Origin of the sequence: Thorsellia anophelis DSM 18579 (assembly GCF_900111395.1) — a bacterium.
Lineage (GTDB): Bacteria > Pseudomonadota > Gammaproteobacteria > Enterobacterales > Thorselliaceae > Thorsellia > Thorsellia anophelis.
In genome coordinates this window covers 211,662-226,216 of the sequence record NZ_FOHV01000003.1, presented here as the reverse complement: position 1 = coordinate 226,216, position 14,555 = coordinate 211,662, and the positions used below count along the sequence as shown (strand labels likewise).

The window sequence follows — 14,555 nt, the reverse complement described above, 5'->3', positions numbered from 1 at the left end:
ATTTGGAAATAAGTGAGTCCAATGCTTGTTAAAGTATCTCCAAATCCCTACCGTACTATCAATGCCAAATAATTCACCAATGAGCTCCATTGTAATGACTTCGCTATCTGAAAGCTTTGGCTTGAACCCTCTTGCTCTAAGAGGTCTATCGTATTCTTCCAGTATTTTATTTAAGCTATCGTCTATTTTAATAAAAGTATAGATGATATAATTTACTAATGATGGCATGGTTTTACTCCTAATTTTGATTGGTGTCTTAATTAGTTGTAAGTTATGCCATCTCCCTCCAAATTATGCAACAAAAAAGTCGAGCATCGCGTTAGATACTTCAATATGTTTTATAGGTAAACCACATCTTACTTTATTGCGCTGTCATCAATTTGTCATATTTATTTAACTAAACCTTCATCTAATGCACATTGAGTTGTCATATTTTTCTTGTTAAATAGCCAACATAAATCAGTATCAAAAACAAAAGAAAATAATCATGCATCAGTTAGTTAGAGCATTTAAAAGATACTTTTGATAATTTAATTGAGGTTCATTATGCAAAATAATAGCAATTTAGCAGTTAATACGCTGACAACTGAGGTGAGCTTATCTGAGACTCAACCCCATCTTACATTAATTGAAAATACACTTTCAACTGATTTCACGCAAAATGAATTGGTTCTGAGTGTTAAAAATTTAACTAAATCTTATCATAAAACAGGTGAACAACCTGTGCTCAATAATATCTCTTTTGATTTGCATGCAGGAGAGTATGTCGCCATGATAGGTCGTTCTGGTGCAGGGAAATCAACTTTGTTGCATGTGTTAAATGGTTCGATTCCAGCGACTAAAGGCGAAATTTATAATGGTAATGAGACACAAAATATTGTGAATTTTAGTCAAAAAGAAATGAGACGGTGGCGGGCAACATGTGCAACTATTTTCCAAGATTTTTGTCTTGTACCAAGATTAGATGTGATTACTAACGTTTTACTAGGGCGCCTAAGTGAAACATCGACCCTAAAATCATTTTTTAAGCAATTTTCAGATAAAGATAGAGCAAGAGCAGTTGAATTATTGCAATGGCTAAATATGCTTCCACACGCCCTTCAACGCGCTGAGAATTTATCAGGTGGCCAAATGCAGCGAGTCGCGATTTGCCGTGCTTTGATGCAAAACCCATCATTACTATTAGCAGATGAACCAGTTGCATCACTTGACCCTAAAAATACCCACAGAATTATGCAAGCTCTAGGAAATGTTGCTAGTAACGGTATTCCTGTGCTGGTTAATCTCCATTCAGTAGAATTAGTTCAACAATATTGCACAAGAGTGATTGGCCTTGCAAAAGGTGAAATTATTTTTGATGGTCATCCTTCTGACTTAACTCAAGAAATTTTGAATCAGTTGTACGGAGATGAAGTGAGTGAAACTCAATAAAAATAAGGGTTTGAATTCATTTGCTTTAAATTTCATTGATTAAATTTGTAAGAGTGTTTTATTTTTTATTTGTATTTTTCGTTAAGTTATTATTTTTCACATTAAAGAGGCATTATGAAAATTAAACAAATCGCAGTGACTACAGCATTATTAATGAGTGGCTTAGTGTCAATTCAAGCTGTCGCAGAAGAAAGAAGAGAACTCAACTTAGGGATTTTAGGTGGACAAAATGCAACTCAACAAATTGGTGATAACCAATGTGTAAAAGATTTCTTCGATAAAAATTTAAATGTAGATACAAAATTGCGTAATGCTTCCGATTATGCAGGCGTAATTCAAGGATTATTGGGCGGAACTGTAGATATGGTTTTCTCTATGTCACCTTCTTCTTTTGCAACGGTGCATCTAAAAGATCCAAATGCTGTTGATATTGTTGGAATTACAATCGATGATGATGATATGTCAAGAGGATATCACTCTGTTATTGTCGTTAAAGCTGATAGCCCTTATAAAACATTAGAAGATCTAAAAGGCAAACATATGGGGTTTGCTGAAGCCGATTCAACTTCTGGATATTTGATTCCAGATAACGAATTTAAAAAACTATTTGGCGGAAATTTTGATGATAAGTATGGCAATTTCTTCAGTGATGTCACTTTCTCTGGAGGTCATGAACAAGATATTTTAGGTGTTCTCAATGGTCAATTTGATGCTGCTGTTACGTGGACTTCGATGATAGGAAATGTAGATGAAGGTTACAACACAGGTGCTTTTACAAGAATGATTCGTAATGGATACCCAGATCTTATGAAAGATATCCGCATTATCTGGCAATCACCGCTCATTCCTAATGGTCCAATTTTAGTCAGTAATAAACTTGAGCCTGAGTTTAAACAACAAGTTATCGATATAATCAAACGTTTAGATAAAGAAGATCATGCATGCTTTGTTAAAGCGGTTGCAGGTAAAATGCATATTGATGAAACCAATCTTGAAGAATTCGCACCAATCATAGAACTGAAGAAAAACGCTTCAGGTCGTGGCTAAGCATTAAAGGCAGCTAATTAAAACTTAGTTGCCATTGTTTTAATTAGGTTTTCTGAGTTTAATCTCAGGTGTAATTTTATTTTTAACTTCGCTTTGTAACTGAACATTATGTTCGAAATGGCAGGAAACTAATGTCCTGTCATTTTTTTTGTATAAAATTTGATTTCTTTTATATTTTTTAAAAGTAAGTAATTGATGAATAGGTGAAAAAGTATGGCATTTAATGTTTACTATAAAACGATTCGCAATAAACAAAAAAGAGAAGCAATGCTCTGGTCTTTGCTCTTTTTAGTGCTTTATTTTTCTTCAGGGTATTTGGCTGAGTTTAATTTGGTAAAAATATATGAAGGATTACCTAAATTTTTAGATTATATACGAGATATTATCCCAACCTTACATTGGAATGTTTTATTTGCAGATGTTAAAACGGAAGGTTCTTTAGCCTATTGGGGATATCGATTACCTATCCAATTACCTCTTATTTGGGAAACCCTCAATATAGCCTTGGCTGCTACACTGGTTTCAGCGATTATTTCTGTATTTTTAGCCTTTGTAGCTGCAAAAAATTCTCCAAGTGCTAAATGGATTAAGTTTATTGTCAGAATCATTGTTGCTTTCATGCGAACAATGCCAGAACTTGCTTTTGCATTAATGTTTGTCATGGCTTTTGGAATTGGGCCTTTTGCTGGGTTTTTAGCGCTTACAATTCATGCAATAGGTAGCTTAACTAAATTATTTTATGAAGCTATTGAAACAGCATCAGATAAACCAGTTAAAGGGCTACAAGCAACCGGTGCTAACGGTATTACAAGATTAAGATTTGGTATCTGGCCTCAAATTAAACCTCTTATCACAGCTTACACCTTTATGAGATTTGAAGTGAATTTCAGGCAATCTACTATATTAGGAATAGTAGGGGCAGGGGGAATAGGTCAGGAACTCATGCTTTCAATTAAACTTGATAGATATGATCAAGTCAGTATTACGCTTATCATGATTGTTTTAGTCGTTACCTTGATTGATTCAATTTCAGGTTATTTAAGACAAAAAATAGTGGAAGGTAATGCGCTTGAGTATCACGCAAATACATCAAAACAAGCACTTCAAGCAAAATAAATTCAGTCTGAGGTATACATGAATTCAATGACGTTTAATCGCACGATGACACAAGCTGAAATAATGGCAATAAAAGAGACACATTCGCTTATTTTTAAAGCACCTAAACGGTATTTTTGGTCGGTCATGATAAGCATGTGTTTGATCGTAATCTATTATGTTTACTTTCTATTCGATTTTGGTGTTGAATTAAGCCGCTTTACAAGTGGTGTCGTGTCAGTAGTTGGTTATTTCATACAAATGTTTAGGTGGCAAAATATCAATGAATGGCCGATTGCTTATATTCTAGAGCAGATAGCAGTGACCTTTGGTATTGTATTTATTGGTACCTTTACAGCCTCTTTTATTGCCCTACCGCTTTCATTTGTTGCCGCTAGAAACATTATGAACAAAGGAATATTTAAACTCATTGCAATGTTAATGAGACGTTTTTTTGATATTTGCAGGGGCGTTGACATGGCCATTTGGGGATTGATATTTGTCCGCGCAGTGGGACTAGGACCTTTAGCAGGATCACTTGCGATTATTGTTCAAGATATAGGTGTATTTGGCAAGCTGTATGCAGAAGGCCATGAAGCGGTAGAAAAAAGACCTACTAAAGGCTTGAAAGCATTAGGCGCCAATAGCCTACAAACACATCGATTCGGTATTTTTACCCAGTCTTTCCCCTCATTCTTAGCACTTACACTCTATCAATTAGAGTCTAATACTCGCTCTGCTTCTGTACTCGGATTTGTTGGGGCAGGCGGGATAGGATTAGTGTATGCCGAGAATATGCGCTTATGGAACTGGGACATCGTTATGTTCATTACGATTGTATTAGTCGCAGTGGTGATGCTAATCGATAAACTCTCATCAATATTAAGAGATAAATATATTATTGGGGAAGAAATTCCAATATTCACAGCACCTCAGGTGTAACTCACTTGTAATTTCTTAAAACGATTTAGGAGTATGTAATGAAAAGATCAAAATTAAGTTTGTGTTTATCGATTGTATTAACATCAATTATATTGGTTGGGTGCAATGAAGATACCGAAGTGATTACGGTTGAACCAAAGTTAGCACCAGTAAAAGAGCCTTTAGTGATTGCTCATCGCGGTGCAAGTGGGTATTTACCTGAGCATACATTGGCCGCTTATGAACTTGCAGTAAAAATGGGCGCGGATTATATTGAGCCTGATTTACAATTAACAAGTGATGGTGTTTTAGTTGCAGTACATGATGATACTTTGGCTCGGACCACAAATGTTATAGATGTTTTTGGTTCTAGAGATGGTGATACAAATGTTGGTAAATATACTTTAGAAGAGATAAAGCAACTAGACATGAAATTAGTCAGTACGGCCGCCTTAGACTACCCAGAGTTTACACCGACATCAGAAGATGCGTTGAAAGTCCCTACTTTTGAGGAGGTGATTGAACTTGCTCAAAGATTATCAAAAGAAACAGGCCGTGAAATTGGCATTTATCCAGAAGCGAAACTTCAAGATGATCTGCAAGAAGATTTAATTATAGAGACACTAGATAACTATGGCTATACGGCCGATAGTAAAGTTTATATTCAGTCCTTTAGTGCTGACACACTCAGGAGTTTAAAGAATAAGATGGAAAATAGGGGCTATTTATTACCATTAGTTCAATTAGGTAGTTTAGTGGACCAAAGTTTTAATGAATCAACGTCTGGAGCGTCATTGGGCTTAACATGTGAAGATTACTGTGTTTTAACTAGTGATAATCCAAGGCAAGTTATCAGATTAGCTGAAATCAAAGAATATGCGCCAGATATTGGTGTGTCTTTATCAACTTCGGCATCAGTTACTTCTACGAAATCATGGCCGCTTTATACACCTGAGTTGTATACCTATGCTCATGAACTAGGTATGACCGTTACAGGATGGACATTTAGTAAGCCAAGTGATAATGCTCAAGCAATATCTGAATATTTAGGTTTTTATGAGTTAGGTATGGATGGTGTTTTTTCAAATTATCCAGATTTAGCCATTAAAGCTAGGGATATTTTTATCAGTAATCAAGAAAGAAAAATTCAGAAAGCTCAATAATCTTTTTGTCTATCAATAAAAATTTGGCGTTTTAAAGTATATGAGATACAGAGTATTGTATCTCATAAAGTTTGAAGATTGTTATGTTGAAAATCATGCAGTGGAAAATGGCTTAAAAGGACAAACTACTATTAATATGATGTTGAAAAAACAATATTACCAAGTGTTTGCTGTGTTTTTTAAATTAGGGTGCATCTCATTTGGTGGACCTCTGGCACATATTGCTTTTTTTCATCAAGTTTTTGTTAGAGATAAAAAATGGCTTACAGATTCTGCATATAGTGAATTAGTCTCTTTAAGCCATATATTACCAGGCGCGTCAAGTAGCCAGGTGGGAATGGCTATCGGTTATTTAAAAGGCGGGTATTTTGGTGCGTTTATAGCTTGGTTCGCATTTACTTTACCTACTGCTGCTGTGCTCATTTTAATGGCTTTAGTGATTGGAAATGACTTTATTGAAATACCAAATGGTGTGATTCATTGTCTAAAGGTTATGACCGTAGCGATTGTTGCAAAAGCGCTCTATGAAATGGCCAGTAAAATGTGCAGAACCAATTTTACCATTTGTTTGTTATTCTTTGGGATGGCAATCAATCTGTTGTTTAATTATTTTATCGTGCAATTCGCCACGATCATGCTGTCTATACTCATTGGTTTTTTTTATGATTTAATCTTACGTGAAAAAAGTGCTTCAATTCGGCCAAAACACGTAATTTTAAATTTTAAGCAATTAAGCCTTAAATTAGGTTTGATACATCTGTTTGCTTTTGTATTGGGATTGTGTGCCTTTTATCTTTTAATGCGATTGTTTAATGCTCCTCTGTTTTCTATCTTAAATCAGTTTTATTGGGTAGGATCTTTTGTTTTTGGTGGAGGGCATTCAGTTCTGCCATTACTTCATAGCTATTTTGTCTCTGAGCAGTGGCTTTCAAATGATACGTTTTTAGTCGGATATGCTTTGACACAAGCCATGCCAGGTCCATTATTTTCTTTTTCGGCATTCATTGGTGCAAGCTTGCAAACACCATATCCGCCAATATTAATGGCAGTGTTGAGTTTAGTCGTGTTTTTTCTGCCTTCTTATCTTTTTATGCTAGGAGCTCTGCCTTTTTGGCAGCATTTACGATCATCTCCTATTGTACAGTCAATACTTATTTCGGTTAATGCAACTGTCGTTGGGATTCTATTTGCAACTTTGTATCGCGATATTTGGACAGTAGCGATACTAGAACCAAAAGATTTAGTGCTAGCATTAGGCGCGTACATTGCTTTAACTAATTTTAAAATACCACCTTGGCTTGTCATCATCGCTCCGTCAGGATTGATATGGATAAGCATTATACTTCTAGAGACTTTATAGCGTTGTATTCGAGAGAGTATCGAATCGATTTATTATCATCTGATTACGATTATTGTTTTACCTGTTTTTGATTAACTCATTTAAGTTAATTGCTACCTATTTAAACATGCTTTAATAAGAGTATGCTCACTTGATTTATAATATGTTATGCCCTTTATCAAATAATAGACGAATTTGAGTCATAAGTGCATGCCCCTCTAAATTTTTTTCTCTGGTTATGTCGTACTTCACGAATCTAGTTAATAGCCTAACCTCGTTATTATTCAAATTCATATGAATCCACGTGATATCTAATTTTATTTGATATGAATTAGCTACGTAATGGCTTAACTCTTTTACAGGTCATCTAAGATTTGAAATTGCATATCTCTCATAGTTGGCACATTCAGAATTGTTATTTGAAAAACGACTGACTAAATTGATTGGTATTGTTCGATACGCATACAAAAGGCATCTTTCGGTGCCGTTTAGCGAAAAAGATACGCTAGAGGCAATTACCAGAAAAGCATCACCATACCTATTTTCATATAACTATCACTAAATATTCACTGTTTTGTCATGAAACTACTGTTTACTTATATCGGTAAAGTAAGCAGTAGTTTGTTTTACGTATGATGAAGATTGATTTTCCTAACCTAAATTTCAAAATGAATCGTATTGTTCAATATTTTTTTGTTAAGCGATGCATAATATAAACAGGATAGTTACCTAAAGAGGCGATATGAAATTGAATAAATTGGTTTTTATAAGCACGAGTCTTTTTATCAGCACGGTCTTTTTTTCTAATGCTATGGCAGAGGAAAGACGTGAATTAAATTTGGGTATATTAGGTGGTCAAAATGCGACTCAACAAATTGGTAATAATCAGTGTGTAAAAGAGTTTTTTGATAAGCATTTAAATGTAGATACAAAACTACGTAATGCCTCTGATTATGCTGGCGTCATCCAAGGTTTATTAGGTGGAAGTGTTGATCTGGTCATTTCATTTTCTCCTTCTGCTTTTGCGACTGTTTATTTAAAAGATCCTAATGCAGTTGAAATTGTTGGCACTATGGCAGATGACAACGATGGCTCTACCGGTTATCACTCTGTTATGGTTGTTAAATCAGATAGTCCATATCAATCTTTGGAAGATTTAAAAGGCAAGCATGTCGGGTTTGCTGAAGCTGATTCTACTTCAGGATTTTTAATTCCTGATTATGAGTTTAAAAAACAGCTAGGGGGAACCTTTGATGATAATTATAATCAATACTTTAGCAAAGTGACTTTCTCTGGTGGTCACGAACAAGATATATTAGGGGTCTTAAATGGACAATTTGATGCTGCGGTAACGTGGACGAATTTAAAAGGCGATCCTCAAAAGGGCTATAATTCAGGTGCATTTACTCGTATGATGAATAATGGCTATCCAAATCTTATGAACGATATTCGAGTAATTTGGCAATCTGAACTTATTCCAAACGAGCCTATCGTGATAAGCAATCGTTTAGAACCAGAATTCAAGCAACAAGTCATCGATGCCATCAAAAAGCTCGACAAAGAAGATCATGCATGTTTCCAAAAAGCGGTATCTGGGTCGTTACATATTGAACCTACTACCGTAGAGGCTTATATGCCTATCATTGAGCTTAAAAAAGGTGTTTCAGGAAGAGGCTAATATTATGATAGCCCTATCTTAATTCACCGTTTCAAAACGCTAAGTAATAAAGATTGGGCTACACCTCAGGCTTGAACAAGCATGTTAGGCATTTTATAAATTCGAACTATGACTTACTTTACCAAGCTATTTAATTTAGCTTGGTTTTCTAGGGAGTAGCACAATATTTTACCTTATAGCCTAATTATCATAGTTTAACGAAAGATAAAAGTAGGAATGAAAATATGTTTCCAGTTGATCTGCATATGCATACTGTTGCCAGTACCCATGCCTATAGCACTGTTCATGATTATACTAAGATGGCGAAGGAGCGTGGCTTAAAATTAATCGCTGTGACTGATCATGGTCCAGATTCCGAAGATTCACCTCATTATTGGCATTTTATTAATCGTTGTATTTGGCCGAGAATCATGGATGGGGTGGGTGTATTAAGAGGAATAGAGGCTAATATCAAAAATCGGCAAGGTGATATCGATTGTACTGGTAGATTATTAGACTCTGTAGATATTGTCTTAGCAGGACTTCATGAATCCGTTCTAGGAACAGAAGATAATAAGATAATCAATACCGATGCGCTCATTAACACGATTTCAAGAGGTGATGTGCATATTATTACGCATCCAGGTAACCCAAATTTTCCGATTGAGATAAATGAAGTTGCCAAAGCTGCAGCACATTTTAACGTTGCGCTTGAGCTCAATAATTCTTCTTTTATTCATTCAAGACCTGGTAGTGAACCTAATTGTATTAAAGTAGTTGAATCTGTACTAGATAACGGTGGCATGCTCTCATTAGGTTCTGACTCGCATATTATGTATGAAGTTGGTGATTTTACTGAGTGCGAGCGAATACTGGCTATGACACAATTTCCTATACACCAAGTATTAAATCACTCAGTCTCATCAGTTTTAAATTTCTTAGCCTCTAAAAATCGTGATTATAGCCAATATTATCAATCCGTGCTTTAGCGTAAGTTTATTACTATAGTATATATTATTAAATATAAAACGGAATTTTATTAGATAACTCTAATAGTTTTATTATTTTGTCAAACATATAACGATATAAAATATTTTTTTATTAATTAGCAAAAATAGTCATTTAAATTATTTTTTTTATCATTGCTTTACCTACTATTTATGGTTTGAAGAATTTAAATAAGTTCATTAGTCATAAAAATTTAATAATTCAATAATAAATATGTCATATTTGTAGTTAATAATAACCATGCTTTAAATTTAATTAAAAAAATTTTCAACATAAAAATAGTAACTAACTTAGTAGAGGAAATGAAATGAAACGTAAAATTTTAGCTTTAGCTATTACATCTTTATTAGCATCAAATGGCGCAATGGCTGCAGAGATTTATAATAAAGATGGCAGTAAAATTAATTTAACAGGTCGTGTTGCCGCTATCTATACTTTTAAAGATGATAAAGCAGCTCCTTATCTTTGGGCAAATGATACTGTCAATACTGCAAGTGGCGATAGACAAGATAACGATAATACGTCATATGCAAGACTTGGTTTTTCAGGTGAAACCCAAATTAACAGCATGCTAACAGGCTATGCAAAATTTGAGCATAACTTTAAAACTGATAATGCTGAAGATAATAACAGCGACACAACTCGTTTAGCTTATGTCGGATTAAATTATGACAAAATGGGTTCTTTAGATTTTGGTCGTAATTATGGTGTGGTTTCTATGATTCGTGATTTCACGGATGCTTCTAACTTTGATGACCTTGCTGGTAAAGGTTTCACTGGAACAAGTTCAAAAGATGTCGGTATGTTAGGCCGCGCATCAAGTTTAGCAACCTATTCAAATAAAGATACTTTTGGTATGGTTCCAGGTCTTGATTTTTATCTTCAATACCAAGCGAAAAATGCGGGGAATGCAAGTGATTTATCTAAAAAACACGGAGATGGATTCGGTATTGCTTCAACATATGAACATGAAGATACAGGATTAGGTTTTGGTGCGACTTATGCAAAACATGATAGAATTAAAGAGCAACAAACTGATAATATAGGTAATAATGCTGAGGTTTGGGGTGTTGCAGCTAAATATGATGGTAAAGTAGGCAGTGATAAAATTTATGCTGCCGTTAGCTGGGCTGAAACTAATAACTTAGTTAGTGCAAAAAATATTTATGAGGCTAATTGCGGGGCAATAATTGGTACAGCATGTTCGGCTACTTCTAACGTTGCTGATAAAACATCTGGTATTGAAGCAATTTTTAAATATACATTTGATTTAGGCAATAACTCAAGCTTCACACCACAAATCGTTTATAATCAAACTCGTGGAAAAAATTTAAATGTAGTACGCGTAGTTAATGGTGTCCGTGACGATACTATGACCAAAGCTTATTTAACGAAATTTGTGACATTGGGTGCGGGTTATAGATTTAATAAAAATATCGATACATCTTTAGGTTATAAAATTAACTTAGTAGATGAAGAAGCAGTATATACACAACAAGCAGGTTTAGATGTTGACGATAGAATTGAAATGCGTTTAACTTATAGCTTCTAATTCTTGATTTCAATATTTAGCTAGTCCCAAATTTAGGTAAGTTGACACTTCAAACTGCTTACCTAATAAGTGAACCCTTATTTTAAATTGTAATAAAAATAAACTCTGCTAGGTTTAATATTTATTTAAAACTTTAAGGGTTCACATCTTCTTCTAATTTCTTATCTTTATTTTTGATGATCTATTGAGTCATATTTTCTATTAGACTTACCTGCCAGTTTTATTTTCCTTTTCTTTTATGTTTCTTGAATTCATTCTTTGGGAAGTGAATTAAAAAATAATTTGAATAAATCCTATTATTTATTTTAATGCTAAATGGTATTAATTATGGTGGTTATTCATTTCTAATGCTGCTATTTCAGCTCTTTTATCTAAATGCACTTCATTTTAATAAGTGTATTTTGTCATAAAACTGACATATTATCTGATTAAACTCATGAATAATTGATTAGTTGTTAAATTTAGTTATTATGGGTTTATCTATTTAAATAAAATGAGGCTATCATGAAAAAAATAAAACTAAGCAAGCTTGGTATGGCGCTATCCATTCTTTTAGGAACACTGACTTTACCTGCAGTGGCAGCAGAGGTAACGAATCCATTTAAGCTTGTCAGTCATTATCCAGTTGATGGTGTGGCTGAAATCGTGACTGCTACACCGGATGGACAATACCTCTTTTATACCAATGCTGCTAAAGGCACATTGCATCTTGTTGATGTGAAAAATCCAGCGTCACCTATTTCACTACCCACTCTACAACTGACCGACAGTGAAAGTCAAAAAGTCGAGCCAACTTCGGTTGCCATTTCTCCAGATGGGCAGTATGCGTTTGTTGTTATCCGAACCGGTGACGATAAGGCAAAGGCATCTAATGGTAAATTGAAAATATTTGATATCAGTGATATCAATAACATTAAGCTCAAGGACTCAGTCGTGGTAGGCAGTGGACCTGACAGTATTGATCTTATCGGAGAGGCCGACACATTAAGAGCCGTGATAGCGATCGAAGATGAAGAAACAGATGAAGAGGGTGATGCTACCATACCTGGCGTTAGACCAGGCAGCATTGATGTGGTTTATTTAGGGGGACTTTATAGCGGTAAAGCACTCTATGTTGAAACAATTGAATTAGTCGATGCTTTAAAAGCAACCCCACAAGTTAATTATCCTGAAGATCCTCAACCTGAATTTGTCAGTGTGAATCATAATACAGCACAAGTTGCCGTGACATTACAAGAAAATAATGCAATTGCTTTGCTTGATCTGTCAAATCCAGAAAAAGCGACTTTATCCAAGGTTTTTTCTACTTTAACAGTTAAGCGAGATAACAATGCAGATCTTAAAAAAGATGGCGAGATTCACTTAAAAGAGAGTTTTGAGGGGAGACGTGAAGCGGATGCTGTGACCTGGATATCTGATACTATTTTTGCAATTGCGAATGAAGGGGATACTAAAAAGGGTGATGATGGAATTTACCCAGGGGCAAGAGGATTTACGCTATTTGATAATAATGGAAACATCATCTATGAAACATTTGATAAAACCGAAGCTAATGCTGTTATCTATGGTCATTACCCTGATAGCCGATCTGCAGCAAAAGGTGTTGAAATAGAGGGGATATTGTCTGCTGAATTTGATGGTCAAAACTATCTATTTGTTGGATCAGAGCGTGGGTCGTTTGTAGAAGTATATCAAGTAGGTACGAATCAAGAATTAGAATTTGTTCAATTATTGCCCACCGGCATTTCTCCTGAGGGATTAACCAGCGTGCATAATAAAGCAACTGGAAAAGAATTATTTGTGACAGCAAATGAAAAAGATGGTTCATTATCTATCTTTGAGTATGCGCCTAATACAAAAAGTGATATGACATCTCCTGTCATTAAATCAACAGGAACTGATTTACCTTGGGGTAGTTTATCAGGTTTAACGCATGATGAAACTTACTTATATGCAGTGCCTGATAATGCTTTTAAACCATCTAGAATTTTTAGAATTAATCCTGCTGTTGATGCAAATGGTGTTGTATCCCTTGATAAAGCTATTTTTATTAAAGATGAAAATGGTGAGTCAATTGATCTCGATCTTGAAGGAATTAGCTACACTCCTTCTGGTTTTTGGTTAGCAGTAGAAGGTGAGAAGGTTGAAGAGAATGTGATTCTTAAAACTGATTTAGACGGTAAGATTATAAAAAGAATATCATTACCAAATCAATTAATTGCCCAGTTTGTTGACAAAGAAATCTCAACTGGTTTTGAAGGTATTGCCGTCTCTGAAGATGAATCAAATATTTACGTAGCCTTACAAAGGGGAGTTAACCCTAGTGAACCATTTGCAACGATTATTCATTATGATGTGAAAAATGATAAATGGTTATTTTCTCCTTATCCTTTGGATCAAAATACGCGAAATGCTGAAAAATATTGGACTGGTATTTCGGATCTAGCGTTAGATTCTAAAGGACAACTTTTGGTCTTAGAGAGAGATAAAGGTGGCGATAACCAAGGTGCGATTAACGCAGAAATTAAAAAAGTGTATCGTGTCGATGCAAATGAGTTTATGTCAGATAGACCTAGTATTTTGAAAAAAACACTCGTAAGTGACTTAGTATCTGAATACCGCTACCTTAATGAAAAAGTTGAAGGAATGACTCAATTTAAAGGGGATATCTGGGTGGTTAATGATAATGATGGTGCAGGCAAAACACGCCTAATTAATATCGGCAATCGCTAAATAATATAGTGAGCTGTGTTGCCTTGTTTTAATCAGTAGAACTCTCCTTGAATATTGTCAAGGGGGGTTCTTAGTGTAAACCCAATGCTTATTTCATATAATAATTTGATTTGTAAGTAATTTATTGAATTATGTTGTCATCTGCAATAAGCTAAAATAATGAATATACTCAGTGGAAATCAAGATACAGGTTTTAGCATTACTTAACACCCACCGAATGACAATCAGAATAATATCTTCCCCTGTAACTTGAAGTAACTTCAGTATAATCTAGTAGTATAGGACCTGTTGTTTAGACCTTATGAGTCTCTCTGCTATTTTTGTAAGTATCCCTAGCAAAAAGGCAAATTAACTTTACTATTTTCAATCAAATCAAATCAAATCAAATCAAATCAAATCAAATCAAATCAAATCAAATCGCACTAAACTCTAACCCATTATTTATCATGACGAAATTGTCTAATTTCTTTCACACTATGCTTTATGTTAATGAATCATTATGTTTAATTGAGATTTAACTGTATTAGATGTTATGGATGATGTAATTGTATGATATTTAATTAATATTATTAGTTAGAATATATTTAACAGTATTATGTGTGCTCGGTC

Annotated in this window: 10 protein-coding genes and 1 pseudogene; 10 read left to right on the top strand and 1 reads right to left on the bottom strand. The window is 34.5% G+C overall.

Translation table 11 applies throughout. From position 1 onward, the window contains the following. Positions 1-228 (bottom strand): annotated as a pseudogene (locus tag BMW37_RS03050) (IS982 family transposase); the annotation flags it as partial. Positions 229-546: 318 nt separating this feature from the next. On the opposite strand from BMW37_RS03050, the gene phnC reads away from it, so the two are divergent. The 10 genes from phnC (at position 547) to BMW37_RS03000 (ending at position 13,946) form a co-directional block, all read left to right on the top strand. Continuing rightward, complete coding sequence (phnC, locus tag BMW37_RS03045) at positions 547-1,431, top strand: phosphonate ABC transporter ATP-binding protein (RefSeq protein WP_093317713.1); 885 nt, start codon at positions 547-549, stop codon at positions 1,429-1,431. A gap of 120 nt (positions 1,432-1,551) precedes the next feature. Next, entirely contained in the window at positions 1,552-2,478 is a 927-nt protein-coding gene (gene phnD / locus BMW37_RS03040; RefSeq protein ID WP_177168561.1) for a phosphonate ABC transporter substrate-binding protein, read from the top strand. A gap of 213 nt (positions 2,479-2,691) precedes the next feature. Next, the gene (phnE, locus tag BMW37_RS03035; protein ID WP_093317704.1) at positions 2,692-3,594 is read left to right on the top strand and encodes a phosphonate ABC transporter, permease protein PhnE; all 903 of its coding nucleotides are present in this window, start codon (positions 2,692-2,694) and stop codon (positions 3,592-3,594) included. Positions 3,595-3,621: 27 nt separating this feature from the next. After that, on the top strand, positions 3,622-4,515 hold the full coding sequence (gene phnE, locus BMW37_RS03030) for a phosphonate ABC transporter, permease protein PhnE (protein ID WP_218139451.1): 894 nt from the start codon (positions 3,622-3,624) through the stop codon (positions 4,513-4,515). 38 nt (positions 4,516-4,553) lie between these two features. Beyond that, positions 4,554-5,657: a glycerophosphodiester phosphodiesterase family protein gene (locus BMW37_RS03025; protein WP_093317703.1), complete on the top strand. Its 1,104-nt coding sequence runs from the start codon at positions 4,554-4,556 to the stop codon at positions 5,655-5,657. A 40-nt stretch (positions 5,658-5,697) separates the two neighbouring features. Next, positions 5,698-7,017, top strand: coding sequence for a chromate efflux transporter (chrA, locus tag BMW37_RS03020; RefSeq protein WP_093317701.1), 1,320 nt, complete (start codon positions 5,698-5,700; stop codon positions 7,015-7,017). A gap of 721 nt (positions 7,018-7,738) precedes the next feature. Further along, on the top strand, positions 7,739-8,674 hold the full coding sequence (gene phnD, locus BMW37_RS03015) for a phosphonate ABC transporter substrate-binding protein (protein ID WP_093317700.1): 936 nt from the start codon (positions 7,739-7,741) through the stop codon (positions 8,672-8,674). A 224-nt stretch (positions 8,675-8,898) separates the two neighbouring features. Then, the gene (locus tag BMW37_RS03010; RefSeq protein WP_093317698.1) at positions 8,899-9,642 is read left to right on the top strand and encodes a phosphatase; all 744 of its coding nucleotides are present in this window, start codon (positions 8,899-8,901) and stop codon (positions 9,640-9,642) included. A gap of 326 nt (positions 9,643-9,968) precedes the next feature. Further along, complete coding sequence (locus tag BMW37_RS03005; protein WP_093317696.1) at positions 9,969-11,213, top strand: porin; 1,245 nt, start codon at positions 9,969-9,971, stop codon at positions 11,211-11,213. A 504-nt stretch (positions 11,214-11,717) separates the two neighbouring features. Continuing rightward, entirely contained in the window at positions 11,718-13,946 is a 2,229-nt protein-coding gene (locus BMW37_RS03000) for an esterase-like activity of phytase family protein (RefSeq protein ID WP_093317694.1), read from the top strand. The last annotated feature ends 609 nt before the right edge of the window (positions 13,947-14,555 follow it).

What these genes read in the sequence shown, in the direction of transcription:
- phnE (WP_218139451.1), top strand. Translation starts at nt 3,622, where the DNA reads ATGACGTTTAATCGCACGATGACACAAGCTGAAATAATGGCAATAAAA.
- chrA (WP_093317701.1), top strand. Translation starts at nt 5,698, where the DNA reads ATGAGATACAGAGTATTGTATCTCATAAAGTTTGAAGATTGTTATGTT.
- BMW37_RS03025 (WP_093317703.1), top strand. Translation starts at nt 4,554, where the DNA reads ATGAAAAGATCAAAATTAAGTTTGTGTTTATCGATTGTATTAACATCA.
- BMW37_RS03005 (WP_093317696.1), top strand. Translation starts at nt 9,969, where the DNA reads ATGAAACGTAAAATTTTAGCTTTAGCTATTACATCTTTATTAGCATCA.
- BMW37_RS03010 (WP_093317698.1), top strand. Translation starts at nt 8,899, where the DNA reads ATGTTTCCAGTTGATCTGCATATGCATACTGTTGCCAGTACCCATGCC.
- phnE (WP_093317704.1), top strand. Translation starts at nt 2,692, where the DNA reads ATGGCATTTAATGTTTACTATAAAACGATTCGCAATAAACAAAAAAGA.
- phnC (WP_093317713.1), top strand. Translation starts at nt 547, where the DNA reads ATGCAAAATAATAGCAATTTAGCAGTTAATACGCTGACAACTGAGGTG.
- BMW37_RS03000 (WP_093317694.1), top strand. Translation starts at nt 11,718, where the DNA reads ATGAAAAAAATAAAACTAAGCAAGCTTGGTATGGCGCTATCCATTCTT.
- phnD (WP_093317700.1), top strand. Translation starts at nt 7,739, where the DNA reads ATGAAATTGAATAAATTGGTTTTTATAAGCACGAGTCTTTTTATCAGC.